37 protein-coding genes are annotated in these 25,771 nt (G+C 63.4%); 6 read left to right on the top strand and 31 right to left on the bottom strand.

Annotation, left to right across the window (positions count from 1 at the left end):
* Positions 1-65: 65 nt before the first annotated feature.
* The 30 genes from map to rlmN form a co-directional block, all read right to left on the bottom strand.
* Positions 66-851, bottom strand: coding sequence for a type I methionyl aminopeptidase (gene map / locus ACK28C_RS07925; protein WP_015556301.1), 786 nt, complete (start codon positions 849-851; stop codon positions 66-68).
* The gene (locus ACK28C_RS07920; RefSeq protein ID WP_015556302.1) at positions 838-1,494 is read right to left on the bottom strand and encodes an adenylate kinase; all 657 of its coding nucleotides are present in this window, start codon (positions 1,492-1,494) and stop codon (positions 838-840) included. The genes map and ACK28C_RS07920 overlap by 14 nt, the downstream gene beginning before the upstream one ends.
* Before the next feature lie 13 nt (positions 1,495-1,507).
* Complete coding sequence (gene secY / locus ACK28C_RS07915) at positions 1,508-2,818, bottom strand: preprotein translocase subunit SecY (protein WP_208872823.1); 1,311 nt, start codon at positions 2,816-2,818, stop codon at positions 1,508-1,510.
* 1 nt (position 2,819) lies between these two features.
* Positions 2,820-3,266 carry a 50S ribosomal protein L15 gene (gene rplO / locus ACK28C_RS07910; protein ID WP_015556303.1) on the bottom strand — a complete coding sequence of 149 codons (447 nt, stop codon included), beginning with the start codon at positions 3,264-3,266 and terminating at the stop codon, positions 2,820-2,822.
* A gap of 14 nt (positions 3,267-3,280) precedes the next feature.
* Complete coding sequence (gene rpmD / locus ACK28C_RS07905) at positions 3,281-3,463, bottom strand: 50S ribosomal protein L30 (RefSeq protein WP_015556304.1); 183 nt, start codon at positions 3,461-3,463, stop codon at positions 3,281-3,283.
* A gap of 11 nt (positions 3,464-3,474) precedes the next feature.
* On the bottom strand, positions 3,475-3,996 hold the full coding sequence (gene rpsE / locus ACK28C_RS07900) for a 30S ribosomal protein S5 (protein ID WP_015556305.1): 522 nt from the start codon (positions 3,994-3,996) through the stop codon (positions 3,475-3,477).
* Between the two features lie 21 nt (positions 3,997-4,017).
* Positions 4,018-4,383 (bottom strand): 50S ribosomal protein L18, encoded by a 366-nt coding sequence (gene rplR / locus ACK28C_RS07895; protein ID WP_208872825.1) that lies wholly within the window; start codon positions 4,381-4,383, stop codon positions 4,018-4,020.
* Positions 4,384-4,399: 16 nt separating this feature from the next.
* Positions 4,400-4,939, bottom strand: a complete 540-nt coding sequence (rplF, locus tag ACK28C_RS07890) for a 50S ribosomal protein L6 (RefSeq protein ID WP_208872827.1) — start codon at positions 4,937-4,939, stop codon at positions 4,400-4,402.
* A 12-nt stretch (positions 4,940-4,951) separates the two neighbouring features.
* Positions 4,952-5,356 (bottom strand): 30S ribosomal protein S8, encoded by a 405-nt coding sequence (gene rpsH / locus ACK28C_RS07885; RefSeq protein ID WP_015556306.1) that lies wholly within the window; start codon positions 5,354-5,356, stop codon positions 4,952-4,954.
* A 17-nt stretch (positions 5,357-5,373) separates the two neighbouring features.
* Positions 5,374-5,559 (bottom strand): type Z 30S ribosomal protein S14, encoded by a 186-nt coding sequence (locus ACK28C_RS07880; RefSeq protein ID WP_015556307.1) that lies wholly within the window; start codon positions 5,557-5,559, stop codon positions 5,374-5,376.
* 19 nt (positions 5,560-5,578) lie between these two features.
* Complete coding sequence (gene rplE, locus ACK28C_RS07875; RefSeq protein WP_015556308.1) at positions 5,579-6,124, bottom strand: 50S ribosomal protein L5; 546 nt, start codon at positions 6,122-6,124, stop codon at positions 5,579-5,581.
* Between the two features lie 17 nt (positions 6,125-6,141).
* Positions 6,142-6,465 carry a 50S ribosomal protein L24 gene (rplX, locus tag ACK28C_RS07870; RefSeq protein WP_015556309.1) on the bottom strand — a complete coding sequence of 108 codons (324 nt, stop codon included), beginning with the start codon at positions 6,463-6,465 and terminating at the stop codon, positions 6,142-6,144.
* Positions 6,466-6,479: 14 nt separating this feature from the next.
* Entirely contained in the window at positions 6,480-6,848 is a 369-nt protein-coding gene (gene rplN / locus ACK28C_RS07865) for a 50S ribosomal protein L14 (protein WP_015556310.1), read from the bottom strand.
* A gap of 3 nt (positions 6,849-6,851) precedes the next feature.
* A complete protein-coding gene (rpsQ, locus tag ACK28C_RS07860) occupies positions 6,852-7,154 on the bottom strand; it encodes a 30S ribosomal protein S17 (RefSeq protein ID WP_015556311.1) in 303 nt (100 codons plus the stop codon).
* Between the two features lie 6 nt (positions 7,155-7,160).
* A complete protein-coding gene (gene rpmC, locus ACK28C_RS07855) occupies positions 7,161-7,376 on the bottom strand; it encodes a 50S ribosomal protein L29 (protein ID WP_015556312.1) in 216 nt (71 codons plus the stop codon).
* Positions 7,376-7,801: a 50S ribosomal protein L16 gene (rplP, locus tag ACK28C_RS07850; RefSeq protein ID WP_015556313.1), complete on the bottom strand. Its 426-nt coding sequence runs from the start codon at positions 7,799-7,801 to the stop codon at positions 7,376-7,378. Before rplP ends, rpmC begins: the two co-directional genes overlap by 1 nt.
* Before the next feature lie 6 nt (positions 7,802-7,807).
* Positions 7,808-8,488, bottom strand: a complete 681-nt coding sequence (rpsC, locus tag ACK28C_RS07845; RefSeq protein ID WP_208872829.1) for a 30S ribosomal protein S3 — start codon at positions 8,486-8,488, stop codon at positions 7,808-7,810.
* A 12-nt stretch (positions 8,489-8,500) separates the two neighbouring features.
* Positions 8,501-8,845 (bottom strand): 50S ribosomal protein L22, encoded by a 345-nt coding sequence (gene rplV / locus ACK28C_RS07840; protein WP_015556314.1) that lies wholly within the window; start codon positions 8,843-8,845, stop codon positions 8,501-8,503.
* A 13-nt stretch (positions 8,846-8,858) separates the two neighbouring features.
* Entirely contained in the window at positions 8,859-9,143 is a 285-nt protein-coding gene (gene rpsS, locus ACK28C_RS07835; protein ID WP_208872831.1) for a 30S ribosomal protein S19, read from the bottom strand.
* A gap of 22 nt (positions 9,144-9,165) precedes the next feature.
* Positions 9,166-9,993 (bottom strand): 50S ribosomal protein L2, encoded by an 828-nt coding sequence (gene rplB, locus ACK28C_RS07830; protein ID WP_015556316.1) that lies wholly within the window; start codon positions 9,991-9,993, stop codon positions 9,166-9,168.
* A gap of 16 nt (positions 9,994-10,009) precedes the next feature.
* Positions 10,010-10,306: a 50S ribosomal protein L23 gene (rplW, locus tag ACK28C_RS07825; RefSeq protein ID WP_015556317.1), complete on the bottom strand. Its 297-nt coding sequence runs from the start codon at positions 10,304-10,306 to the stop codon at positions 10,010-10,012.
* Positions 10,303-10,926, bottom strand: coding sequence for a 50S ribosomal protein L4 (rplD, locus tag ACK28C_RS07820; protein ID WP_015556318.1), 624 nt, complete (start codon positions 10,924-10,926; stop codon positions 10,303-10,305). Before rplD ends, rplW begins: the two co-directional genes overlap by 4 nt.
* 26 nt (positions 10,927-10,952) lie before the next feature.
* Positions 10,953-11,576, bottom strand: coding sequence for a 50S ribosomal protein L3 (gene rplC, locus ACK28C_RS07815; protein WP_015556319.1), 624 nt, complete (start codon positions 11,574-11,576; stop codon positions 10,953-10,955).
* A 51-nt stretch (positions 11,577-11,627) separates the two neighbouring features.
* Positions 11,628-11,933, bottom strand: coding sequence for a 30S ribosomal protein S10 (rpsJ, locus tag ACK28C_RS07810; RefSeq protein ID WP_208872833.1), 306 nt, complete (start codon positions 11,931-11,933; stop codon positions 11,628-11,630).
* Between the two features lie 24 nt (positions 11,934-11,957).
* Entirely contained in the window at positions 11,958-13,160 is a 1,203-nt protein-coding gene (tuf, locus tag ACK28C_RS07805; protein WP_298779972.1) for an elongation factor Tu, read from the bottom strand.
* A gap of 60 nt (positions 13,161-13,220) precedes the next feature.
* On the bottom strand, positions 13,221-15,302 hold the full coding sequence (gene fusA, locus ACK28C_RS07800) for an elongation factor G (protein WP_409152024.1): 2,082 nt from the start codon (positions 15,300-15,302) through the stop codon (positions 13,221-13,223).
* A gap of 29 nt (positions 15,303-15,331) precedes the next feature.
* The gene (gene rpsG, locus ACK28C_RS07795) at positions 15,332-15,802 is read right to left on the bottom strand and encodes a 30S ribosomal protein S7 (protein ID WP_208872836.1); all 471 of its coding nucleotides are present in this window, start codon (positions 15,800-15,802) and stop codon (positions 15,332-15,334) included.
* Positions 15,803-15,816: 14 nt separating this feature from the next.
* Positions 15,817-16,194, bottom strand: coding sequence for a 30S ribosomal protein S12 (gene rpsL / locus ACK28C_RS07790; RefSeq protein WP_208872839.1), 378 nt, complete (start codon positions 16,192-16,194; stop codon positions 15,817-15,819).
* 56 nt (positions 16,195-16,250) lie between these two features.
* The gene (locus tag ACK28C_RS07785) at positions 16,251-16,499 is read right to left on the bottom strand and encodes a 50S ribosomal protein L7ae (protein ID WP_015556320.1); all 249 of its coding nucleotides are present in this window, start codon (positions 16,497-16,499) and stop codon (positions 16,251-16,253) included.
* 170 nt (positions 16,500-16,669) lie between these two features.
* On the bottom strand, positions 16,670-17,764 hold the full coding sequence (gene rlmN / locus ACK28C_RS07780; protein ID WP_409152023.1) for a 23S rRNA (adenine(2503)-C(2))-methyltransferase RlmN: 1,095 nt from the start codon (positions 17,762-17,764) through the stop codon (positions 16,670-16,672).
* A 166-nt stretch (positions 17,765-17,930) separates the two neighbouring features.
* On the opposite strand from rlmN, the gene ACK28C_RS07775 reads away from it, so the two are divergent.
* The gene (locus tag ACK28C_RS07775; RefSeq protein WP_015556466.1) at positions 17,931-19,301 is read left to right on the top strand and encodes a HAMP domain-containing sensor histidine kinase; all 1,371 of its coding nucleotides are present in this window, start codon (positions 17,931-17,933) and stop codon (positions 19,299-19,301) included.
* On the opposite strand, the gene ACK28C_RS07770 is transcribed toward ACK28C_RS07775, so the two are convergent.
* Positions 19,249-19,983: a DedA family protein gene (locus ACK28C_RS07770; protein ID WP_015556467.1), complete on the bottom strand. Its 735-nt coding sequence runs from the start codon at positions 19,981-19,983 to the stop codon at positions 19,249-19,251. The genes ACK28C_RS07775 and ACK28C_RS07770 overlap by 53 nt on opposite strands.
* Positions 19,984-20,374: 391 nt before the next feature.
* On the opposite strand from ACK28C_RS07770, the gene ACK28C_RS07765 reads away from it, so the two are divergent.
* The 5 genes from ACK28C_RS07765 to typA all read left to right on the top strand — a co-directional run bounded on the left by ACK28C_RS07765 (position 20,375) and on the right by typA (position 25,761).
* Positions 20,375-20,803 carry a transcriptional repressor gene (locus ACK28C_RS07765; RefSeq protein ID WP_015556321.1) on the top strand — a complete coding sequence of 143 codons (429 nt, stop codon included), beginning with the start codon at positions 20,375-20,377 and terminating at the stop codon, positions 20,801-20,803.
* A gap of 64 nt (positions 20,804-20,867) precedes the next feature.
* Positions 20,868-21,431 (top strand): alkyl hydroperoxide reductase subunit C, encoded by a 564-nt coding sequence (gene ahpC, locus ACK28C_RS07760; protein WP_015556322.1) that lies wholly within the window; start codon positions 20,868-20,870, stop codon positions 21,429-21,431.
* A complete protein-coding gene (locus tag ACK28C_RS07755; protein ID WP_015556323.1) occupies positions 21,431-23,056 on the top strand; it encodes an FAD-dependent oxidoreductase in 1,626 nt (541 codons plus the stop codon). Before ahpC ends, ACK28C_RS07755 begins: the two co-directional genes overlap by 1 nt.
* 44 nt (positions 23,057-23,100) lie before the next feature.
* Positions 23,101-23,532, top strand: a complete 432-nt coding sequence (locus tag ACK28C_RS07750; protein ID WP_015556324.1) for a DNA starvation/stationary phase protection protein — start codon at positions 23,101-23,103, stop codon at positions 23,530-23,532.
* A 339-nt stretch (positions 23,533-23,871) separates the two neighbouring features.
* Entirely contained in the window at positions 23,872-25,761 is a 1,890-nt protein-coding gene (gene typA / locus ACK28C_RS07745; RefSeq protein ID WP_015556325.1) for a translational GTPase TypA, read from the top strand.
* The last annotated feature ends 10 nt before the right edge of the window (positions 25,762-25,771 follow it).

Genomic DNA, 25,771 nt, shown 5'->3' with positions numbered 1-25,771 from the left:
GCCCCGGTCCTTTCCCTTTGTGGATCGGACCACCTGCCCAAGACGGCAGGAAACGGGGTCCGGGCCTAACGGCCCATCCGGCTTGTCCATGGGGTCAATATCTCAGGTCCGTCGTCCAGGACGACGATGGACCGCTCGAAATGCGCCGCGTCAGAACCGTCGGCAGTGAGGACCGTCCAGCCGTTTTCGCCCACCCGGACCGCCTCGCGCCCCGACATGATCATGGGCTCGATGGCCAGGGTCAGCCCCCTCTGCAGCATGACGCCGCGTCCCGGACGTCCGAAGTTGGGGACCTGCGGGGCCTCGTGCAGCTTTCGCCCCACCCCGTGTCCCGTGTAATCCCGGACGATGCCGTACTTCAGGGGCACGGCATAGGACTCCACCGCGTAGCCGATATCGCCCACCGTCTTCCCCACCCGGGCCGCCTCAATGGCCCTGTTCAGGGAGGTCTCCGTCACCTCCAGGAGCCTTTGACGCTCCGGGCTGATAGCCCCCACCGGGTAGGTGCAGGCCGCGTCCCCGAAGTAGCCGTTCAGGCAGACCCCCACGTCGATGCTGAGGATGTCCCCCTCCTCGAGCTTCCGCTCATCCGAGGGGATGCCGTGGACGATCTCGTCGTTGATGGAGGCGCAGACGATCCCCGGAAAGGGAGGCGTCCTGCTCGTCATCCGATACCCCTTGAAGGCGGCCGTCCCGCCGCAGGCGCTGATGTGCTCGTCCGCGATGCGGTCCAGCTCTCCCGTGGAGACGCCCGGACGGACCACCGTGCCGATGTGGTCCAGGATATCCGCCACGACCCTGCCTGCCTTGCGCAGCAGGTCGATCTCTTCGGGAGTCTTAAGGTGCAGCATGCCGGTTCAACGCAGCCTTTACCCCTGCGTAGATGGTCTCCGGGGCGCTTGCGGCGTCGATCTCGGAGAGGAGCCCCCGGTCCCGATACCAGGCGATCAGGGGTTCCGTCTGCTCGTGAAAGACCTTGAGCCTGTTTCGGATCACCGCCTCCTGGTCGTCGTCCCTCTGATGGAGCTCGCCGCCGCAGGAGGGGCACTTCGCGCCCGCGGCCCCGCCCATCGTGAGGAGGTTGAAGATACCCCCGCAGGAGCGGCAGGTCCTCCGGTTGGAGAGGCGGCGGACGAGGGCCTCGTCAGCGATGGAGAACAGGAGCACTGCGTCCAGCTTCGCGTGGTGCTCCGTCAGAAAGGACTCCAGGAACTCCGCCTGGGGCACCGTCCTGGGGAAGCCGTCCAGGAGGAAGCCCTCCGCCGCGTCGGGCTCCAGGAGCCGGGAGGACACCATCTTCAGGACGAGGTCGTCCGGCACCAGGACGCCCTGGTCCATGAACTTCTTGGCCTCCAGCCCCAGGGGCGTCCTCTCCCCCAGGTTCTTCCTCAAGATGTCTCCCGTCGAGACGTGGACGCACGCCTCCCGCTCCTTCAGCAGGGCGGCCTGCGTCCCCTTGCCGGCGCCGGGAGCGCCTAAAAGGACTAGTCGCATCTCGTCCCGCCCCCTACATGCGAAGCAGGCTTCCGGCCTTTCCGCCGGACTTCTTCAGTATCCCGTCGTAATGCCGCATCAGGAGTTGGGCCTCGATCTGGTTGATCGTGTCCAGGGCGACGCCCACGACGATCAGGACCGCCGTCCCGCCGAAGTAGAAGCTTCGGGTCCCCACGATGGAGGTCATCACGTTGGGGATGATGGCGACAATCGCCAGGAAGATGCCCCCCGCCATGGTGATGCGCTCCATCACGCGGCTGATGTAGTCCGACGTCGGCTGACCGGGGCGAATGCCCAGGATGAAGCCGCCGTACTTCTTCATGTTGGAGGCGATGTCCGTCGGGTTGAAGACCACCGCCGTGTAGAAGTAGGAGAAGAAGACGACCAGCACGACGTAGCAGAGCGTGTAGAAGGAGAATATCCTGCCCGCCGCGAAGAGGTCACGGATAAAGGCCCCAACGGCACTGTCGCTGAAGAAGTTGGCGATGGTGTAGGGGAAGATCAGGATGGAAGAGGCGAAGATGATCGGGATAACCCCCGCCTGGTTGATCTTCAGGGGGATGAAGGTGCTCTGTCCGCCATAGACCTTGTTCCCCACGACGCGCTTGGCGTACTGCACCGGAAGGCGGCGCTGCCCCTCCTGCAGGAGGATGCAGCCCGCCACCACGACGATCATCAGCACGAGCCCCGCAAGGAGCGCCAGGAAGTTCATCTCGCCGAGGCGCAGCATCGTCCCCACGCGGATGAAGGCCTCCGGGATACGGGCGACGATGCCGGCGAAGATCAGGAGGGAGATGCCGTTGCCGATCCCGTGGTCCGAGAGCTCCTCGCCCAGCCACATCACCGCCAGGGAGCCGGCCGTGAGGGTGGTGACGATCATGAAGGCGTCCCCCAAGGTGCCTGAGAAGATCCCCTGGCTGCCGATCCACGCCGTCATGCCCACGGCCTGCACGACCGCAAAGACGATCGAGCCGTACCGCGTCCACTGGATGAGCTTCTTGCGGCCGTCCGCGCTGTCCTTCTGCATCTTCTCCAGGGCGGGGAAGATCACCACGAGGAGCTGCATCACGATGCTTGAGTTGATGTAGGGCGCCACACCGAGGGAAAAGATGCTGAACTGGCTCAGCGCGCCGCCGGAGAAGAGGTTCAGGAAGTCCATCACCCCGCCCCCGACGCTGTTGAAGAGGTTCGCCATGGCGGCGGTGTCCACTCCCGGCGTTGGGATATGAGCCCCAAGCCGGAAGATGAAGAGGATGCCGAGGGTGAAGAGAAGGCGTCTTTTCAGGTCAGGCAGTTTGAAGGCGTCGCCGAGAGACCCGAACACGTCAGATCACCTCAGCCTTCCCGCCAACCGCCTTGATCTTTTCCTCCGCCCCCTTGCTAAAGGCGTTCGCCCTCACGGTGAGGGCCTTCAGCAAGTCTCCCTTCGCCAGGACCTTGACGGGAAGGGAGGCGCCCGAGATCAGTCCCGCCCTCATGAGGGTATCGGGAGTGACCTCCTGGCCGGCCTCGAACTTGTCCTCGATGGACCCGACGTTGACGATCTGATAGGTCCGCGCAAAGCGGGCGTTGTTGAAGCCGCGCTTGGGCGTCCGCCTCACGAGGGGCATCTGGCCGCCCTCAAACCCCGGACGAACGCCGCCGCCCGTGCGCGCCTTGTGTCCCTTGTTGCCCTTGCCGGAGGTCTTGCCCGTCCCGCTGCCGATGCCCTGCCCCAGGCGCTTCGCCTTGGTGCGGGAGTTCGGTGCGGGCCTGAGATCATGAAGGTTCATACCCGTCCCCCTCCTCAGTCTTCCACAGTCCAGACCACAAGGTGCCGGACGTGCTCGATCATTCCGCGGATCTGAGGGGTGTCCTCATGCTCCACCGTGGACTGCAGCTTCTTGAAGCCAAGAGCCTTGATCGTCCGCTTCTGGCGCTCCGCGAAACCGATGGCGCTCTTGACCCATTTGACCTTAATCTTAGCCATGGTCAAACCTCCTAATCCGCGGAGGCGGACGCCGGCTCTGCCGGCTTCCTGCCGCGGAGCTTGTAGATCTCGTCCGCCGTCCGGGTCTCCTTGATCGCCTCGAGGGTGGCCCAGGCCACGTTGATGGAGTTGGAGGTGCGCCCCACCACCTTGGTGACGACGTCCTTCACCCCTCCGAGCTCCATGATGGCGCGCACCACTCCGCCCGCGATAACGCCCGTTCCGGCGGGGGCGGGCTTGAGGAGGACCTTCGCCGCGCCGAAGCACCCGGTGACGGGGTGCGGCATCGTGTCGCCGTTCCTGCGGATGGCGACGAGCTCCTTGCTGGCCTTCTCGATCCCCTTGCGCACGGCCTCGGCGATTTCCTTGGCCTTGCCGATTCCGGCCCCGACGTAACGGTCGCCGTCGCCCACCACCACGAGGACCGCGAACTTGAAGCGCTTTCCGCCCTTGACGACCTTGCTGACGCGGTTTATGGCGACAACGCGCTCCTTGAGGTCCAGTGATTTAGCATCGATTCGCTTTTTGATCATGTTCAGCCTGCTCTCCTGATCCTAAAACTTAAGGCCGGCCTCGCGCGCCGCGTCAGCCAGGGCTTTGACCTTGCCATGATACTGATGCCCGCCGCGATCAAAGACCACCGTCTCGATCCCCTTCGCCTTCGCGCGCTCCGCGGCCAGCCTGCCGACGACCCTGGCGGCCTCCACGTTGCAGGTCCCCTTGAGCTCGCCCCTCAGGGCCTTCTCGAGGGTGGAGACGGAGGCCAGAGTGCGTCCCAGGTCGTCGTCGATGATCTGAACATAAAGGTGGTTCAGGCTGTGGAAAACGGCCATCCGCGGCTTCTCCGCCGTGCCGGCCAACGTGCGGCGCAGCCTCTCATGCCGCACAATGCGCATATCGTTTCTGCTTCGTTTTCTCATCTTCTGCGCTCCCTAGCTACTTCGCACCCGTTTTTCCGGCCTTGCGGATGATGTGCTCGTTCTCAAAGCGGATGCCCTTGCCATGATAGGGCTCCGGCGGGCGGTACTGACGCAGGAGCGCACAGGTCTGCCCCACCAGCTCCTTATCGATTCCCTTGACGACGATCTTGATCGGGTTCTCCACCACGATCTCGACGCCGCTCGGAGGGGTGAACTCGACGTTATGCGAAAAGCCCAGGTTCATGACCAGCTTCTTGCCCTGCAGCTGAGCCCTCCAGCCGACGCCCACGATCTCCATCGTCCTCTGGAAGCCCTCGGTCACCCCGGTGACCATGTTCGCGATCAGGGCGCGGGTCATGCCGTGCCACGCACAGGTCTGCTTGTCGTCGCCCGACCGGGTGACCTGCACCTTCTCGCCGTCAACGTCCACGGCGATGCCCGGCATGAGGGGCGCGAAGAGCTCGCCTTTGGGGCCCTTGACTACGATCTTATCTCCCTTGACGGAGACCGCGGCTCCCTTGGGCAGGGCCACCGCTTTTCGTCCAATACGAGACATAGAGAAGCCCCCTTACCACACGTAGCACAGGACTTCGCCGCCCAGGCCCAGCTTCATGGCCTCGGCGCCGGTCTTGAGCCCCTTGGAGGTGGAGAGGATCGCAAGCCCCAGGCCGCCCATGACGACCGGAAGCTTGTCCCTTCCCACGTAGAGGCGCCGACCGGGCTTGCTGATGCGGCGCAGCCCCTGGATCACCCGCTCGCGCTCCGGCCCGTAGGAGAGGAAGATGCGGATGGAGGCGTAGGGCTTCTTCGGATCGGTGATCGTCTTGACGTTTTTGATGTACCCCTCGTCCTTCAGGATCCTGGCGATGGCCAGTTTCATCTTGCTTGCGGGAACATCCACGCTTTCGCTGTAAATCATGTTCGCGTTGCGCACTCTCGTGAGCATATCCGCGATAGGATCGTTAACGTACATTCCGTTGCCCCCTTAGGCTACCAGCTCGACTTGACAACGCCGGGTATTCTGCCCTCGCGGGCAAGCTTGCGGAAGCAGCAGCGGCACATATCAAACATGCGCATATATCCGTGGATTCTGCCGCAGAGCGGGCAGCGGTTGTGCTGCCGAACCTCAAACTTGGGGGGCAGCTTTGCCTTGTACTTCAACGCTTTCCTTGCCATTTCAGATCGTGCCCCCTCTTCAGCGGTTGTTGAAGGGCATTCCCATGCCCTTCAGGAGCGCATGGGCCTCCTCGTCCGTGGACGCGCTCGTCACGATGGAGACGTTCATGCCCCTTGAGCGGATCACCTTGTCGTAGCTGATCTCCGGAAAGATCAGCTGCTCCCGGAGACCGAGGTTGTAATTGCCGCGCCCGTCAAAGCCCCTGCGGGAGACCCCCTGGAAGTCCTTGATGCTGGGCAGCGCAAGGGAGATGAGGCGATCCAGGAACTCCCACATACGGGTTCCCCTGAGCGTCACCGAGCAGGCCACGGGCATCCCCTCGCGGACCTTGAAGCCCGCAACGGACTTCTTGGCGCGCTTCAGGAGGGGCTGCTGGCCCGTGATGGCGCGGAGCTCCGCGATGGCGGCATCCATGAACTTGATGTCCAGCTTCGCGTCGCCAACCCCGATGTTCACAACGACCTTCTCGACCCTGGGGAGCTGCATGACGTTCTTGTATCCGAACTCCTTGAGCAGGGCGGGAGAGATCTCCTTCTTGTATTTTTCCAACATGCGCGGAACCATTTCTAACCCCTCCCCACTCAGGCCTTGTCGATGATCTCACTGCATTTTTTGCAGACTCGAACCTTCTTGCCGCTCTCCAGGAAGGAGGAGCCCACGCGCACCGCTGCGCCGCAATGGGGACAGACCAGCATGACCTTCGAGGCGTAGATGGGCGCCTCCTGCTTGTGGATTCCGGACTGGGGGTTCTTCTGGGTCGGGCGCATGTGGCGCGAGACCAGGTTCACGCCCTCCACCACCACCAGGTCGCGGTCCGGGATGCGGCGCAGGATCTTGCCCTCTTTCCCCTTGTCCTTGCCGGATATCACGCGCACCCGGTCGTTCTTCTTAAGCCTTACTGACATAATGGAACAGCCTCCTAAACCACTTCAGGCGCAAGCGAGAGGATGCGCATGTACTTCTTGGCGCGCAGCTCTCTGCCGACGGGCCCGAAGATGCGCGTGCCCTTGGGCTCGCCGTTGGCGTCGATGATCACCGCCGCGTTGTCGTCAAAACGGACGTAGGAGCCGTCGCGGCGGCGAACCTCCTTGCGGGTCCGAACGATCACGGCCTTGACGACCGATCCCTTCGCGATGTTGCTGTTGGGGATGGCCTCCCTCACCGAGGCGACGATGACGTCACCGATCGTGCCCCACTTGCGCTTGCTGCCCCCCATGACCTGAATGCAGAAGAGCTTCCGCGCGCCCGAATTGTCAGCAACGTTCAGTACTGTCGTCAGCTGAATCATAAGTTACTCCTCTCCGGGCGTATCAGAATCGAAGACGGGAGCACGCCGCATGACCTCAACCAGTTCCCATCTCTTCGTCTTGCTCAGGGGCCGGGTCTCGCGAATGCGAACCTCGTCGCCCACCCGGCAGGTGTTCTCCGCGTCGTGCGCCACGTACTTCTTCGCGCGGCGGATCCGCTTCCCGTAGAGGGGATGCTCCGCAAGGCGGGAAACCTTAACCACAACCGTCTTGTCCATCTTGTTGCTCACGACAATTCCCACGCGGACCTTGCGGTGCGCGGGAGCCGTCTCCTTATAAGGCTCCATGGAAACCTACCTCCTGGCGGCATCTGAGGCCATCGCCTGGCGCTTTTCCCCCGCGATGGTCAGCACTCTGGCTATAGTCTTGCGAACGTCACGGATGCGGCTCGTGTTCTTGAGCTGTCCGACTGCGTTCTGGAAACGAAGGTTAAAGAGCTCCTCCTTGTACTGGCTGTACTTCTCCTGAAGCTCATCCAGCGTGAGTTCGCGAAGTTTCGTCGCATCCATCAGTTTTCACCACCCATGCCTTCCCGTGATACAATGCGCACCTTGACGGGCAGTTTGTGCGAGGCCGTCCTGAAGGCTTCCGCCGCAAGCTCAGGAGATATCCCCGAAAACTCGAAGAGCACGCGGCCCCGCTTGACGGCGGCAACCCAGAACTCGGGAGCGCCCTTTCCCTTTCCCATACGGGTCTCCAGGGGCTTCTTCGTGTAGGGGCGATCCGGAAAAACCCGAATCCATATCTTTCCGCCCTTCTTCATCTTTCGGGAGATGGCGACGCGCGTCGCCTCGATCTGCCGCGCTGTAAGCCACACGTTCTCAAGCGCCTGAATTCCCCAGTCGCCGAAGGCGACCGTGGTGCCTCCCTTGGAGACGCCACGCAGCGGAGACCTGTGCGACTTGCGGTATTTGACTCTGCTGGGCATAAGCATAAAGGACTACCCCCTTGCCTTGTCGCGATCGCGGCGCGACCCGCGCATCATCATGGGACGCTCGTGCTCGCGGTCGCGGTAGATCCATATCTTGCAGCCGATCACGCCGTACATCGTCCGGGCCTCGGCGAAGCCGTAATCGATGTCCGCCTTGATCGTGGAGAGGGGAAGACGCCCCTCGTTGTACCACTCCGTGCGCGCGATCTCCGCGCCGCCGAGGCGTCCCGCCACCTGGGCCTTGATCCCCAGGACGCCCGCCTTCGTCGCACGGAAGATGGCCTGCTTCATGGCCCTGCGGAAGGAGACGCGGCGCTCCAGGGCGGAGGCGATGCTCTCCGAAACCAGCTGGGCCTCCACGTCGGGGTTCTTCAGCTCATGGACGTTCACCATCACCTTGCCGCCGGTCATGGCCTGAAGCTCGTCCTTGATCGTCTGGATCTCCGTGCCGCCCTTGCCAATCACGACGCCGGGGCGCGCCGTCCAGATCGTGAAGCGAATCACGTGCCCCACGCGCTCGATCTCGACGCGGGAGATGGCGGCTCCCTCCCACTTCTTCATGATCCAGTCATGAAGCCTGAGGTCCTCATGGAGTTTCGCGGCGTACTCCTTGCGCCCCGCGTACCATTTGGACTGCCAGTCCGACGCGACACCAAGCCTGTATCCTACGGGATGAACCTTCTGTCCCACGAATAAACCCTCCTAACGTTCCGCAACCGTAACGGTCACATGGGATGTGCGATGCACATAAGGATGAGCGCGCCCCATGGAGACGGGACGAAAGCGCTTCATCACGGGTCCCTGGTCCGCGAAGGCCGTGAGGACGTACAGCTTATCCATATCCATCCCGTAGTTGTGCTCTGCGTTCGCCACCGCGCTCTGAAGGACCTTGTACACGATCCGCGCAGCCTTCTGGGGGCTGAAGCGAAGGATCGTGAGGGCCTCCTCGGCGCCCTTGCCTCGAATCAGGGTGAGGACCTGCCTCACCTTCGTCGGGGCGATCCGGGCCTGGCGAGCCATGGCCCTTGCCATCGTCTTAGCTTCCATCAGCGGCCCCCTCCTACTTAACGCCCTTGGCGGCGCGCTCCTGCCCGGCGTGGCGCGCGGACTTGCGCGTCGGGGCAAACTCCCCCAGCTTGTGCCCCACCATGTTCTCGCTGATGTACACCGGCAGGTGCATCCGGCCGTTGTGCACGGCGATGGTGTGCCCGATCATCTGGGGGACCACCGTGGAGCGACGGGACCAGGTCTTGATGACCTTCTTGTTTCCCGATATGTTCATATCCTCAATTCTAGCCAGGAGCCTCTGTTCGATAAAAGGTCCCTTTTTAGTAGAACGAGCCATCCTCTAACGTCCTCCTCGTCTGTTACTTATCGTAACGGCGGCGCACGATCAGCCTGTCGGAGGCCTTGTGTCTGCGCGTACGATATCCCTTAGCCGGCGTACCCCAAGGAGAAACGGGATGCTTGTTGCTCTTGCTCTTTCCCTCGCCGCCGCCCAACGGGTGGTCCACCGGGTTCATCACCATGCCGCGGACGGAGGAACGACGGCCGCTCCAGCGGGTCTTCCCCGCCTTGCCCAGGGAGATGTTCTCATACTCCTCGTTTCCGACCTGCCCCACCGTGGCCATGCACTCCAGGAGGAAGAGGCGGAGCTCGCCGCTCGGCATGCGGAGGTAGGCGTACTTCCCCTCCTTGGCCATGAGCTGCGCGGAGGTCCCTGCGGAGCGGACCAGCTTCGCGCCGTGGCCCGGCTGAAGCTCGAGGTTGTGAACGACGGCGCCCACCGGAATGTCCTTCAGCTTCAGGGCGTTGCCCGGCGTGATGTCCGCCTCCGGCCCGGCCAGGATCGTGTCCCCCACCTTCAGGCCCTTGGGGAGAAGGATGTAGCGCTTCTCGCCGTCCAGGTAGTGAATCAGGGCGATGCGGGCGTTGCGGTTGGGGTCGTACTCGATCGTCGCAACCTTGCCGGGGACGCCGATCTTGTCGCGGCGAAAGTCGATGATGCGGTAGGCGCGCCTGTGCCCGCCGCCGATGTGGCGCATCGTGATGCGCCCCGTGTTGTTGCGTCCGCCGTGCTTGCGCAGCTCACGGGTCAGGGAACGCTCCGGCTTGTCCGCCGTGATGTCCTCACGTCCCTGAATGGTCATCTGACGGCGGCCAGGGGTATAGGGTTTGAACTGTTTGATTGACATATCGACTTACCCCTTTCTAAATCGAAGCGCCCTCGAAGAACTCGATGCGCTGCCCCTGGGGAAGGGATACGATCGCCTTTTTCCAGGAGCGCGTCCTTCCAACGGAAGCGCCCATGCGCTTGGGCTTGCTTTTGACGTTGATGGTGTTGACGCTCAAGACCTTGACCTTGAAGGCCTCCTCGACCGCTTTGCGGATCTGAATCTTGTTCACGTCCCGGCGAACCTCGAAGGTGTACTTGTTGAGCTCCATCAGAGCGCTGCTCTTCTCCGTGACGACGGGGCGAATAATGATATCGTGAGCTGAAAGACTCATCTCGCGTAAACCTCCTCAAGGCGGGCGACGACCTCCGGAGTCACAACCAGCGTCCTGGAGTTCAGAAGATCGTAAACGTTGATGCTCGCAACGTTCAGATACCTGGCTCCGGGAATGTTCCGGACGGAGCGGGCCACGTTCTCGCCGTTGCCGCTATAGATCACGAGGGCCTTCTCGGCGCCGATGGCGTCCATGAAGCCCTTCATCGTCTTCGTTGAGGGGGCCTCCATCTCCATGCCCCGGACCACCAGCATCTGCGCGTCGCGGACCTTCACGGAGAGGGCGCTCAAGAGCGCCAGACGACGAACCTTCTTGTTCACCTTCTGGCTGTAGTCCCTCATCTTGGGGCCGTGAGCGACGCCGCCGTGGACCCAGAGGGGAGAACGGGTGCTCCCCTGACGGGCGCGGCCCGTGTGCTTCTGGCGCCAGGGCTTCTTGCCACCGCCGCTGACGTCGCCGCGGGTCTTCACCGCGTGCGTCCCCTGGCGGCAGTTCGCGAGGTGCGCCACCACCACCTGATGCATGGCGGCAACGTGGATCGGCGCGCCGAACACCACCTCGGAGAGCTCCATCTCGCCGGCGCTCTGGCCGCTGAAATCAACCACTTTAATCGTTGGCATAATCGGTTACCTCCTTCCCCTATCCCTTACTTTTTGTACAGGGCGACCAGGCCGTCTTTAGCGCCCGGCACGGCCCCCTTGACAAGGAGGAGGTTGTTCTCCAGATCGACGGCCATCACCGTCAGGTTCTTGACCGTGACCTTGTCGCTTCCCATGTGTCCGGGCATCCTCTTCCCCGGAAACACGCGCCCCGGGTAGGAGATAGCGCCGCTCGAGCCACCATGGCGATGTTCCACCGAGGTTCCGTGGCTGAACTGCTGGCCGCCGAAGTGATACCGCTTCATGACTCCGGCAAAGCCCTTACCCTTACTGACTCCGCTGACGTCTATCCTCTCGCCCGCCTCAAACAAATCCACCCTGATTTCCTGCCCCACCTCGTAGCCCTCCGCCTTGTCGAGGCGGAACTCGCGAAGCGTCCTTTTGGGCTCGACCTTGTTCTTGTCGAACAGGCCCTTTACGGGTTTGGACAGCTTGTGGGGCTTCACGGCCCCAAAGCCGAGAAGAACGGCAGAGTACCCGTTCTGTTCGGGGGTTCGGACGGCCACGACCGGACACGGCCCCGCCGCGATGACCGTCACCGCAACGGCCTGTCCCTCAGCGTCGAAAATCTGAGTCATGCCCATCTTCTTCCCCAGGATCCCTATACCCATCGTTTTCTCTCCTTTCAGCCTAAGCGCTTTCCGTCGGCCTCAGCCCCAGGGCTAGAGCTTTATCTGGATGTCCACTCCAGAGGAAAGATTAAGCTGCATCAACGCATCCATGGTCTTCTGCGTCGGTTCGATAATGTCGATGAGGCGCTTGTGCGTCCTCATCTCAAACTGCTCCCGCGCGTCCTTGTCCTTGTGGGGCGACTTCAGGATCGTCACCCGGCCGATCTCGGTGGGCAGCGGGATGGGGCCAGAAACCCTGGCCCCCGTGCCGGCCGCCGTCTCCGCGATCTGGGCCGCAGACGTGTCGAGAATTCTGTGGTCAAACGCCTTCAAACGAATGCGGATCCTCTTAGCCACTTGAGCGTCCCTCTTCCTGCAGCGTTATTCCAGGATTTTGGTGACGACGCCTGCGCCCACCGTGTGGCCGCCCTCGCGCACCGCGAAGCGCAGCCCCTCCTCCATGGCGATGGGCACGATCAAAGACACCTCAAACGTGGCGTTGTCACCAGGCATCACCATCTCCACACCATCCGGCAGCTTGATGTCACCCGTCACGTCCGTCGTCCGGAAGTAGAACTGCGGCTTGTACCCCGCAAAGAACGGCGTATGGCGCCCGCCCTCCTCCTTCTTCAGAACGTACACCTCGCCCTTGAACTTCGTGTGCGGCGTCACCGTACCGGGCTTCGCCAACACCTGGCCACGCTCCACCTGGTCCTTGTCAATGCCACGGAGCAGTATCCCGACGTTGTCTCCAGCCTCCGCGTCGTCCAGGATCTTACGGAACATCTCAAGAGACGTCGCCACCGTCTTCTTCGTGTCACGAGACATCCCGACGATCTCCACTTCCTCGCCGGCCTTCACCTTCCCGCGCTCCACGCGACCCGTCACCACCGTGCCGCGCCCCGTGATCGTGAACACGTCCTCGATCGGCATCAAAAACGGCTTGTCCGTGTCACGAACCGGGTCCGGAATGTAGCTGTCGCACGCGTCCATCAGGTCCCAGATCGGCTTGCAGATCGGGTCCTCGCGCGTCCCGTTCCCCTTCTCCAGCACCTCAAGGGCAGAACCACGCACGATCGGCGTATCGTCGCCAGGGAACTCGTACTTGTTCAGAAGCTCCCGAATCTCCATCTCCACCAGGTCCAGAAGCTCGGGGTCGTCCACCTGGTCCGTTTTGTTCATGAACACCACAAGCGCAGGCACGTTCACCTGGCGCGCTAGCAGCACGTGCTCCCGCGTCTGGGGCATCGGCCCGTCCGCCGCGCTCACCACCAGGATCGCTCCGTCCATCTGCGCCGCTCCCGTGATCATATTCTTGATGTAGTCCGCGTGTCCCGGGCAGTCGATGTGCGCGTAGTGGCGCTTCTCCGTCTGGTACTCCACGTGCGAAATGTTGATCGTGATCCCGCGCTCACGCTCCTCAGGCGCCTTGTCGATCATGTCGTACGCCGTGAAGTCCGCAAAATTCTGCGTCGCAAGACACTTCGTGATCGCCGCCGTCAGCGTCGTCTTCCCGTGGTCAATGTGCCCGATCGTACCAATGTTCAGGTGCGGCTTCGTCCGCTCAAACTTCTCCTTTGCCATCTCCGATTCCTCCTGGTTAAGATACTGAATCTATTTTGTCAATGCGTTGCTTACTCAAGGTTACTCGCCGGCCTTGCGGCCCTGAAGGACCTTCTCCGCAACCTCGGCCGGCGTCTGCTCGTAGTGGTCGAACTGCATCGAGTAGGTCGCGCGGCCCGACGTCTTGCTCCTCAGGTCCGTCGCGTAGCCGAACATCCCCACGAGAGGCACATAAGCTCTTATTATACGCGCGTTCGCCCGCATGTCCATACCCTCGATACGCCCGCGGCGGGAGGATATGTCCCCGATGACGTCACCGACGTAGTCCTCAGGCGTCACGACCTCGACGGACATGATGGGCTCCATGAGGATGGGCCCCGCCTTCCTCATGGCCTCCTTGAAGCCCATGGACGCGGCGATCTTGAAGGCCATCTCGGAGCTGTCCACCTCGTGGTAGCTGCCGTCCACCAGGGCGATCTTGACGCCGACGACGGGGTAGCCGCCCAGCACGCCGCTTTGAATGGCCTCCTCAAGGCCCTTCTCGACGGCAGCGATGTACTCCTTCGGCACCACGCCACCCACGATGCGGTCCTCGAACTCGTAGCCCTTGCCGTCGGGCAGGGGCTCCATCTCGAAGACCACGTGTCCGTACTGGCCACGGCCGCCGGACTGCCGGATGTACTTGCCCTCCGCCCGTGCCGCGCGCTGAATGGCCTCCCGGTAGGCGACCTGGGGGTTGCCGACCTTGACGTCCACGCCGAACTCCCTCTTCAGGCGATCGACGATGATCTCCAGGTGGAGCTCCCCCATTCCGGAGATGACCGTCTGACCACTCTCCTCGTCCGTCCGGACGCGGAACGTGGGGTCCTCGTCGGCCAGAGCGATCAGGCCCTTGCTCAGCTTGATCTTGTCGCCCTGCGTCGCCGGCTCGACGGCCAGCGAGATGACCGGCTCCGGGAACACCAGGCTCTCCAGGACGATGGGGTGGGCCTCATCGCAGAGGGTGTCGCCCGTCTTGGTGAGCTTCAGGCTGGGGACGGCCACGATCATGCCCGCCTCCATCGCGTCGATGTCCTCGCGCTTGTTGGAGTGCATCCGCATGATGCGGCCGATGCGCTCCCGCTGTCCCGACGTGGAATTGTACACGGTGCTCCCCTTCTCCAGCTTTCCGGAGTACACCCGCAGGAAGAAGAGCTTGCCCAGGAAGGGGTCCACCGCTACCTTGAAGGCCAGCGCCGTGAAGGGCTCGCCGTTGTCGGAGTGGCGCTCCAGCACCTTCTCCGGGTCCGTCGGCGAGGTGCCGGTGACCGGGGGCAGGTCGAGGGGGCTCGGCAGGTACGCCACCACCGCGTCCAGGAGGGGCTCCACGCACTTGTTCTTGAAGGCGGAGCCGCAGAGCACCGGAACGGCCTTGAGGCCGATGGTGGCCTCCCGGAGGACCTTTCGGATCAGCTCGGAGCCGACCTCCTGCCCCTCCAGGTAGAGCGTCATGATGTCGTCGCTGAAGTCGGAGAGGGCCTCCACGATGGCGTCGCGCCCCTGCTTGGCCGCCATGGCCAGCTCCGCCGGAATCGGGGCCTCCCTGGGCTCCTGCCCCAGGACGCCGCTGAAGAGGAGCGCCTTCTGATCGATCAGGTCCACCACCCCGGCGAAGTCGTCCTCCGCGCCGATCGGGAGCTGCAGGGGGATGGCGCAGGCGCCAAGGCGTTCATGGATGGCGGCCACCACGGCGTTGAAGTCCGCACCGATGCGGTCCATCTTGTTCACGAAGGCGACGCGGGGCACGTGGTACTTATCCGCCTGACGCCACACCGTCTCGGACTGAGGCTCTACGCCACCCACGGCGCAGAAGACGGCGACCGCTCCATCGAGCACGCGCATGGAGCGCTCCACCTCGACCGTAAAATCCACGTGTCCGGGCGTATCAATAAGGTTGATCGTATAGCCCTTCCAGCTGCAGGTCGTGGCCGCCGAGGTGATCGTGATCCCCCGCTCCCGCTCCTGCTCCATCCAGTCCATCGTGGCCGTCCCCTCGTGCACCTCGCCGACCTTGTAGCTGCTGCCGGTGTAGTAGAGGATACGCTCACTCGTCGTCGTCTTGCCCGCGTCGATGTGGGCCGCTATTCCTATGTTCCTGAGCTTGTGAATATCCAAAAAACGCACCTACCCAATCAATCACAAAAAAATCTTCACTACCAGCGGTAATGCGCGAAAGCCTTGTTCGCCTCCGCCATCCTGTGGGTGTCCTCGCGCTTCTTGATGGAGCTGCCCTCGTTCTTGTAGGCGTCCATCAGCTCGTGCATCAGGCGATCCTGCATGGGCATTCCCTTCTTGGAACGGGCGAAGGAGACGATCCAGCGGATCGAGAGCTGCACGCCGCGCTCCGGCGTCACCTCGACGGGGACCTGGTACGTGGCGCCGCCCACCCGGCGGGGCCGCACTTCGATCTGAGGGGCGACGTTGCCCATCGCCTTGTCGAAGACGTCGAAGGGCTCAACGCCAAGCTTCTCCGCTGCGCTGTCCAGCGCGCCGTAGAAGATCCTCTCCGCGATGCTGCGCTTGCCCCCCAGCATCAGGCTGCTGATGAAGCGGGATGCGGCCTCGCTCCCGAACCGGATATCCGGCACTGACTCGCGCTTTTTTACATGACCCTTACGAGGCATGGCGATCTCTCCCCCTAGTTGGCCTTCGGCCTGCGCGCGCCGTACTTGGAGCGGCTGCGCTTCCTGTTCTCCACGCCGCCGCAGTCCAGCGTGCCGCGGATGATGTGATACCTGACGCCGGGAAGGTCCTTCACGCGACCGCCCCGCACCAGCACGACGGAGTGCTCCTGCAGGTTGTGGCCGATGCCCGGAATGTAGGACGTCACCTCAATGCCGTTGGTAAGGCGCACGCGCGCCACCTTGCGCAAAGCCGAGTTGGGTTTCTTCGGGGTGATCGTGTACACGCGGGTACACACCCCCCTGCGCGCGGGGTTGGCCTGCAGCGCAGGAGAATTGCTCTTGGTCCTCTTTTCGTCGCGCCCGAGGCGGACGAGCTGGTTGATCGTTGGCACAGAATCTCCTCCTCAAAAAATGAAACGTCTTCAAAAACCCAGCGACATCTATGAGATCAAGGCTTCAGCAGCCCTGCTGCCGATGCCGACCTGTCGATTGCGCACGCGCGCCCCAGAACGAGGCGGGAATCGGCCCATTCGACCTCCACGCCCAGCGCACGCGCCCCCTCCAGAAGCGGACGCAGCCTCTCCGACTCAACGTCCTTCGCCACGAAAAGCTTTCGCAGCCCGTCCCGCCCAAGGGCGCGCAGGACCTCTTTCTCCCCCACGACCCTCGTGCCCGCGGCCAATTCGTTTAAGGGCATGACAATACCTCCCGCGCACAAGACGTGAGAGGTATCATAGCAAAATAAAGTCTTGGATGTCAAGCTAAATGTCGGCCCCCAGTGGAAACTCCGACAAAAATTTCGCGCCGCGGCTGGCGCCCTTCCCCTCCTTTCCTGGCCATCCGCGGCCCCGCGGCGCGGGACGGCGGTCAGCGGACAGGTCCCTGAGCCTTGACGGCCGCAAGCTGCCCGCAGGCGGCCATGATGTCCGCGCCGCGCTCCTTCCGGACCTCGAACTCGATGTGCAGCTCGGACAGCGCGGCACAGAACGCCTTGACGCGCCCTTCCGGAGAGCGGCGAAGGTCCGGCCGCATGGGGATAGGGTTGTAGGGGATCAGGTTGACGTAAGGGTCCAGGCCGTCCAACAGCGCCGCCATCTCGTAGGCCATCTGAGGGGCGTCGTTGACCCCGTCGATCATCGCGTACTCGATCGTGATGCGCTCCCCCGTACGGCGGCGGTAGAGGCGCAGCGCCTCCACCAGGCGGCTCAGGGGGTACTTTCGGTTGATGGGCATGAGCCGGGACCGCAGCTCGTCGTTCGGCGCGTGCAGGGAGATCGAGAGCCTCAGCGGAATCTCGAAGTCCGCCAGGTCCTCGATGCCGGGCACGATGCCGGAGGTGGAGATCGTGATGTGCCGGGCCCCCAGGTTCCTCATCTTCGGGTGGTTGAGGGCGCGGATGCTCTCAAAGACGTTCCGCTCGTTCAGCAGGGGCTCCCCCATCCCCATGAAGACGACGTTGTTGATCCCCGGCCCCAACCCCGCGTCCAGGACGCGCCGTTCCATCATAAGAAACTGCCCGACGATCTCTCCGGGCGTCAGGTTCCTCGCGAAGCCCAGGGTCCCCGTCGCGCAGAAGGTGCAGGCGAGGGGGCAGCCGACCTGGCTTGAGATGCAGGCCGTCCTGTGCCCTCCGTGGTCCAGCAGCACGGACTCGACGCGCGAACCGTCCGCCATCTGCCACAGGTACTTCCGCGTGCCGTCCCTCGATCGCCGGTCCTGAATCAGGATGGGCAGGGTCATCAGGACCGTCCCACACAGCCGCTCCCGCAGGGACTTCGAGAGGCTGCTCATCTCGTGGTAGTCAAAGACCTTGTGACCGTAGATCCACTGGCAGATTTGATCCGCCCGGAAGCGCGGCTCGCCCAGCCCCTCCATCACCCTCCTCCAGGCATCGCAGCTCAGGGAGAGGGCGTCATCCTCCGCCGTCAACAAATTATCCGCAGGGCTCTCAGGGTTCTTCATGATTTCCTCGCGATGACGTGTCCTCGCGCCGCTCCTTTTCAAAAAAATTTCTCAAGCGTTGTCTTGAGCGTCCATTATCGTTTATTATAATAACGACAACAAAGTCCCGGACGCCCCACGGGGACGTCCGCCAATTCACCCGGCGCAGACCAGAGGAGGCCATACCATGCCGACGCCATTCGAGGAAAACGGGCTTCAGGCTCCGCCGCAGCGCGGGGCCACGCTTCAGATCATATCCCGGCTCTGTTCTTTGGCCGCCGTATTCCTGGCGGCGTTCCTCGTCGTCTACTACGGCAACGCCCTCCTGTTGAGGCTTCACGGACATCTCCTCGACAGGCAGGGCAACGTCACGACGCTCTCCTTCGCCCTCTCCAGGGTTTTGATCCACGGGCTGCAGAACATGCTGATCGTCGTCGCCTGGCAGGCCGTCGCCCGAAGGCTCTCGCACCGCACGGCGCATTTTGCGGACGCGGTCAACATCGTGGTCCCTCCTGTAGCCTTCATGGCAACCGCGTGGCTCCTGCCGCACCTCTCCCCGAACCTGACGCTCTCCTTTTCCATGAGCCCCGTCCTGGCCTTCCTCCTGCTGTGCCTGTTCCACGCCCTCACCCTGCGCGTGGAAAACGTGCTGGACCGCAGCCTGGCCCTCATCCTCTGGCTCTTCGCCTCCCACAGCCTGGAGATGATCACGGGGGTGCCCTTCCCCCAGTCCGCCCTGCCGGAGGCCGACGCCGCCTTCGTCAGCATGACGGGCTTTACGCTCTTCTTCTGCTTCCTGGCCGGCGCCATGTCCTCGTCCTGGCTGCTGGTCAAGTACTCCATCCGCCTGAGCGTCCTGAAGAACTCCTGGATCGGCGCGGAGCTGAAGCGCGGCGAGACGAGCGTCAGCGGGATCAACATGCTGGACGTCAACAACCTCGTGCACGACATGAAGAACGTCATCGCCGTCATCAAGGGCACGGCAAGGATGATGGACAAAAAGGAGCCCTCCGAGAGAACGGCGCTCCTCCTGAAGGCCGCGGACTACATGGGAACCATGACCCAGGAGCTCCTGTCGGGGGACGAGAAGCACGACCTTGCCCTAAGCGAGCTCTTCCGCACGATCGAGCGCCACAGCAGCGCCTTCCCGTGGAAGGACGAGGTTTCGATGCACGCCGCCCCGGAGGTCGAGGGAGCGCACATCATGGCGAACAAGCTGCGCCTCATCCGGGCCATCTTCAACATCCTGGACAACGCCTGGCGCGGCAACGCGCTGGTGGGCGCCCACGGCATCCTGCTGCAGGTGCGGCTGGACATCCACGGACGCATGGCGGAGTTCGAGATCATCGACAACGGCCCCGGCTACAGCGGAACTCAGGCGGCGGGACAGTCCGGCTGGGGCTCCACGGGGCTGGGCCTGGCCTTCACGCGGCGGGTGATCTCGCTGCACGGGGGCTCCTTGGCGATCACCAGCCGAAAGGACCAAAAGCGCGGGGCCAGGGTGGTTATTTACCTCCCAATCCTCCAGGGCCCGCGGCCTTCGACGCCCGACGCCTGAGGCACAGCCACGCGGCGTAGCCCGCGGCGATGAGGAGCGCCACGCCGACGCAGCCCAGGCTGATGACGTGCAGGTAGCGCCCCAGCCCCTCCTGGTGCCCCCCCAGAAGGTAGCCCACGAGCGTCAGGGCCACGACCCACCCCCCGGCGCCCAGCGCCGTGAAGGCCGTGAAGGTTCCGAGCGGCATTCGGGCGATGCCGGCAGGAAGCGAGATGTACTGGCGGATGACGGGCACCAGCCGGCCGACGAGGGTGCTGACGTGCCCGTGCCGGATGAAGAACCCCTCCGCCTTCGACACGGACTCCTCCGACACCAGGAAGTACCTGCCGTACTTCAGGAGCAGCGGGCGCCCCAGGCGGACCGCCACCCAATAGTTGAAGAGCGCGCCGAGGACGCTGCCCACGATGCCGGCGGCGATGGCTCCCCAGAGGGACATCTCGCCACGCCACGCCAAATACCCCGCGGGGGGCATCACCACCTCGCTGGGGAAGGGGAAGAACGAGGATTCCAGGAACATCAGGGCCGCTATCCCCGCGTAGCCCAGGCGCCCGATCGTCTCCACCAGCCAGGTGACGAAGCCGCCAAAGGCGTCCCGAAGCGGCGCGGCAAAGGCCAGGGCTGCGCAGCAGAGGGCGCCGCACAGCGCCGCGAGAAGGACCAGTTTCTTCCAATGTACGAGCATCTCTTTTAAGATTCCTCCCGAAACTCGGCAAATTCGACAGACCGGCGGCTATTTTACGCGACCCCGGCGCCGGCCGCCAGAGGCGGACGACGTATCCCGCCCTTTCTCAACCCGTAATTCCATTCAAAATCATTCGTACTTCCATTCGTACTTCATTAAACATGCTTCATTAATATGTGACTGATACGACGCGACATGATGAGGCGGCTTCTGCGGGCCGCAGCGAAGGCGTGTAGCCATCACATCAGGCAAGGTGCATGGCAATCGCCCCTGCCGTCCGGCGCATCGCCGCTTTCGTCCAAACTTGCAAATTTTTTGCAGAATGGGGCTTGACAAAACGAGGAGCATCGATTAAATTAGATTTAAACTAATTCCAGGAAGGAGGTGAGGCATGACAAAGTATGCCAGCGGGATCCTGGACATCGTCAGCAGGCCGGGTGGGCACCTTACGGCCGAACAGATCTTCTGGGAGATGAAGCGGCGGCACCCCGCCATCGTCATGGCGACGGTCTACAACAACCTGAACGCCCTCTGCGCTCAGGGGGCGATTCGGAGGCTGAGGCTGGAGGGACAGCCGGACCGCTACGACAGGACCATCCGGCACGACCACATGATCTGTCGGCGCTGTGGAGAGCTGACGGACGTCTTCATCGGGGACCTGACGGACCGCCTGAGGGCGGAGACCGGGCTTGAGGTCGACTTCTACGAACTGAAGATCTCCTGGATCTGCAAGAAGTGCCGCGAGAAGGAAGCTTCCGCGGAGCGTGAGGAAAGGAGCGATTCGACCGGGAGGGAGCGCGGAGCGGGTTCCGCCTCTTAATAGAGGGAGAGCCGGGCAGCCGGCCAGAACAAAATTCAATTTCAATTTTAAGGAGGATTTTTTCATGTCGATGATCAACAAAGAAGTGAGCGATTTCAAGGTTCAGGCGTACCACAAGGGCGAGTTCAAGACCGTGACGAAGGCGGACATCCTGGGCAAGTGGAGCGTCTTCTTCTTCTACCCCGCGGACTTCACCTTCGTCTGCCCCACGGAGCTCGAGGACTTGCAGAACAAGTACGCCGACTTCCAAAAGGCGGGTTGCGAGATCTACTCGGTCTCCACGGACACCCACTTCGTCCACAAGGCGTGGCACGACGAGTCCGAGCGCATCGGGAAGATCACCTACCCGATGCTGGCGGACCCCACGCACGCGCTGAGCAGGGACTTCGAGGTGCTGATCGAGGACGCGGGGCTGGCGGAGCGCGGCAGCTTCATCGTCAACCCGCAGGGCAGGATCGTGGTGTACGAGGTCAACGCCGGTAACGTGGGCCGCAACGCCGACGAGCTGTTCCGCCGCCTTCAGGCCAGCCAGTTCGTGGCCGAGCACGGCGACCAGGTCTGCCCCGCCAAGTGGCAGCCCGGTGCGGAGACCCTGAAGCCCAGCCTGGACCTCGTCGGCAAGCTCTAATGGACGACCGGAACTTTTACGACGTCGTCGTGGTGGGAGGAGGCCCTGCCGGTTTAACGGCGGGCCTCTACCTCGCCCGCGCCTGCTACCGGGTGCTGGTCGTCGAGAAGGAGACCTTCGGAGGCCAGATCACCATCACCTCCGAGGTCGTCAACTACCCCGGAGCGGGGCGGACGGACGGCAGGGCCCTGACCGATACCATGCGCGCCCAGGCGGAGAGCTTCGGGGCGGAGTTCCTGATGGCGGACGTCACGAACCTGGAGCTGGACGGGGACGTCAAGAAGGTCCACACGGACCGGGGCGTCTTCTCCTGCTTCGGGGTGCTGATCGCCACCGGCGCGCACCCCCGCGTGCTGGGCTTCCCCGGCGAGACGGAGTTCCGCGGCCGCGGCGTGGCCTACTGCGCCACGTGCGACGGCGAGTTCTTCACGGGCAAGGAGGTCTTCGTCATCGGGGGCGGGTTCGCCGCGGCGGAGGAGAGCGTCTTCCTGACCCGCTACGCCCGCCACGTGACGGTGCTCGTGCGTGAGGACGCCTTCACCTGCGCCGAGGCCACGGCGCGTGGGGCGCTGGAGCACCCCAAGGTCACGGTGCTGACCAACACGCAGGTGGTGGAGGTTTCGGGCGATACCGCCCTCCGCCGAATCCGCTACAAAAACTCCAAGACTGGCACGGAGACGGTCTTCTCCGCGGAGGATGGCGACACCTTCGGCGTCTTCGTGTTCGCCGGGTACGTCCCGGCCACGGACCTCGTCAAGGGCAAGGTGGAGCTCAACCCCCAAGGCTACGTCGTCACCGACCGCAGCCAGAAGACCAGCCTGGACGGGGTTTACGCTGCAGGGGACGTCTGCGTGAAGAACCTGCGTCAGGTTGTGACCGCCGTGGGCGACGGGGCCACAGCCGCGACGGAGCTGGAGCGGTACGCCGCCGCCATGCAGGCCAAGACGGGCATCCACCCCAAAAAGCCGGTTCGCACCGCCGCTGCGCCGACACGGGAGGCGAAGCGCGAAGCCCCCGCGGAGGGCGGCCTGTTCTCCGAGGACATGCGTCAGCAGATGGAGGCCGTCTTCGCCCGGATGGAACAGAACCTGATCCTGGAGCTCTTCCTCGACGACCGCCCCGTCTCGCGCGAGCTGCAAGGCTACATGACGGAGCTGGCGGGAATGACGGACAAGCTCACCGTGAGGACGGGCACGGGGCTCCCCGAAGCCGAGCTGCCCTGCGTCCGGGTCCTGAAGGCGGACGGCACGGATACGGGGTTGGCCTTCCACGGCGTCCCGGGCGGGCACGAGTTCACCTCCTTCATGCTGGGGCTCTACAACGCCGCGGGGCCGGGACAGTCCCTGGACGACACCACGCGGGCGCGCATCCGGGCCATCGACCGGAAGGTCGGCATGAAGGTCCTGGTCTCCCTCTCCTGCACGATGTGTCCGGAGCTGGTGGCGGCCGCGCAGCAGATCGCGGCGCTGAACCCCTCGGTGACGGCGGACGTGTACGACATCAACCACTTCGGAGCGCTGAAGGAGCGCTACAACGTGATGAGCGTCCCCTGCCTCGTGATCGACGACGACAGGGTGACGTTCGGCAAGAAGGGCGTCCAGCAGCTTCTGGACGAGATCGGTTAAAAAATTTCGGCCATCGGCCAAAAAAACTTAAGGAGATTAACATTATGGAAGCCAAAATGAACGCGCTACTCTCGGACCTCGTGTTTTTCTATCACAAGCTGCAGAGCTACCATTGGTACATCAGCGGCCCCACCTTCTTCCAGACCCACGCCAAGCTCGAGGAGTACTACGACGACATCCGGCCGCAGATCGACGAGGTCGCCGAGACCATGCTCATGGTCGGGTACCGTCCGGTGTCGACCATGGCGGCCTTCGCCAGGCACGCGAAGGTCAAGGACGCCTCCGAGGGCTTTGTCGGCGACGTGAAGGCGGTTTATGCGTCCATCCTCGGCGACTTCAAGCACCTCCTGGAGAGCGTCAAGGCCATCAAGAAGGACGCGGACGCTTCCGACAACCACCTCGTTTCCACCAAGATGGACGACTTCATCGAGAGCTACAGCAAGGCGATCTGGATGATCTCGCAGGCGTCCATGTAGCACGGACCTTCGGGCGAAGGCCATGCCGTTCGGTGAAATTGAGTAAAAGAGGAGCCGGCCGGCTCCTCTTTTACTTTGCTTTTTGGCCTTCTGCGCCGGCACCGCAAAAACAGCAGAGCGGCCTCCCCTCCGCGCGCCCTCAAAGCCCATGACCCCGTCCTGAATGGCCGCGCAGCACCCCAAAGGCCGCCGCATCCTGCGGGTTCGGACAAACTGACAAAAAGCGCTTGGCGGCGGGGCGCCTTTTGCGGTACAATGCAGTGCGTTTTTTTGAGGAACGAAAAGGGGAAACGTTCCCCGCAGGGGGAACCTATTTTCATTTTGGGAAGGCAAGGACCTATGCAGGCAGAAAAGATCAGAAACCTGGCTATCGTAGCCCACATTGACCATGGCAAGACGACCTTGATCGACTCCATCTTCAGGGCGGCTCAGACCTTCAGCGCCCACACGCAGGTTGCGGAGCGCGTGATGGACTCGGGCGCCATCGAGCGCGAGCGCGGCATCACCATCCGCTCCAAGCCCTGCACCGTCGAATGGGGCGGGTACCTCATCAACATCATCGACACGCCGGGGCACGCGGACTTCTCGGGAGAGGTGGAGCGCATCCTCTCCACCGTGGACTCCGTCATCCTGATCGTGGACGCCAACGAGGGCCCCATGCCCCAGACGCGCTACGTGCTGCAGCACGCGCTCTCCATTGGCATGAAGCCCCTGGTGTTCATCAACAAGGTGGACCGCGAGGGCGCGGACCCGAACGGTGCCCTCAACAAGACCTTCGACCTCTTCTTTGAGCTGGGCGCAACGGACGAACAGGCGGACTTCCCCGTCCTCTACGGTTCGGGGCTCGCCGGCTGGGCCGTGAAGGACCTGAGCGACCCGCGGCGCGACAACATGGACGACCTTTTCCAGGCCATCATCGACTACGTGCCGGCCCCCAACGTGGACCCGGACAAGCCCTTCCTCATGCAGGTCAGCACGCTGGCGTGGAACGAGTACGTGGGCCGCATCGGCTGCGGTAAGATCCTGCAGGGACATATCCGCAAAGGGGACCCCTTCGTGCGGGTCTCCACGAAGTGGAACACCACGGACCACACGGGCACGGACTGGACGACCACAGGGCAGGAGAACGCCCGGGTGGTGCAGCTGTGGGTGACCCGCGGACTGGAGCGCGTCGAGGTGGACGAGGTGGGGGCCGGCGACATCGTGTGGCTCACCGGACCGACGGAGATCGACATCGGCGACACCTTCGCCGCAGAGGCCATCGCGGACCGTCCCCTGAAGCCCCTGTCCATCGAAGAGCCAACGGTATCCATGTTCTTCCTGGTCAACACAGGCCCCTTCGCGGGACGGGAGGGACAGGCCGTAACGCTTCGGCAGCTCAAGGCCCGCCTCCAGCGGGAGATGCACGTCAACGTCTCCCTGCGCATGGAGGACCTGGGCCGTCCGGACGGCGTCAAAGTATCGGGGCGCGGCGAGTTGCAGCTGAGCATCCTCATCGAGGAGATGCGGCGTGAGGGGATGGAGTTCTGCGTCTCGAAGCCGGAGGTCATCATGGAAACGCGGGACGGCGTGAAGATGGAACCCTACGAGCTGGTGACCGTCGACGTCCCGGACGAGTACCAGGGCATCGTCTTCGAGAAGATGTCCCAGCGCAAGGGCAAGGTGAAGAACGTCGTCAATCAGGACCGCGGCCTGCTGCGCATCGAGATCGAGATCCCGACGCGGGGCCTCATCGGCTACCGGGGGGAGTTCCTGACCGACACCCGCGGCCTGGGCATCATGTCGAGCTGCTTCTCGGGCTACGCGCCCTGGGCGGGGGACCTCGTCACGCGGAGCCGCGGCTCCCTGGTGAGCCTGGACACCGGAGAGGCCACGGCCTACCAACTGGAGAACCTGCAGGAGCGGGGGACGCTCTTCATCTCCCCCCTGGAACCCGTTTACAACGGCATGATCGTGGGAGAGAACAGCCGGCCGGGGGACATGCCCTGCAACCCCACCAAGAGGAAGCAGCAGACGAACCACCGTTCCGCCACCAAGGAGCTGACCACAAAGCTCGACGTCCCGCGCCGCATGTCGCTGGAGAAGGCCATGGAGTGGATCGAGGTGGACGAGCTCGTCGAGGTCACGCCGCAGTCCATCCGCCTGCGCAAGGCCATCCTGGACGAACTGGAGCGGCGAAAGGCAACCCGAAGGGCCGGGGGAGAATCGGACCCGTCCAACAGGAAGTAAATCCGGGGCA

It is taken from the genome of Fretibacterium fastidiosum, assembly GCF_964642095.1.
Lineage (GTDB): Bacteria > Synergistota > Synergistia > Synergistales > Aminobacteriaceae > Fretibacterium > Fretibacterium fastidiosum.
This window is presented reverse-complemented; position numbering and strand designations above follow the sequence as displayed.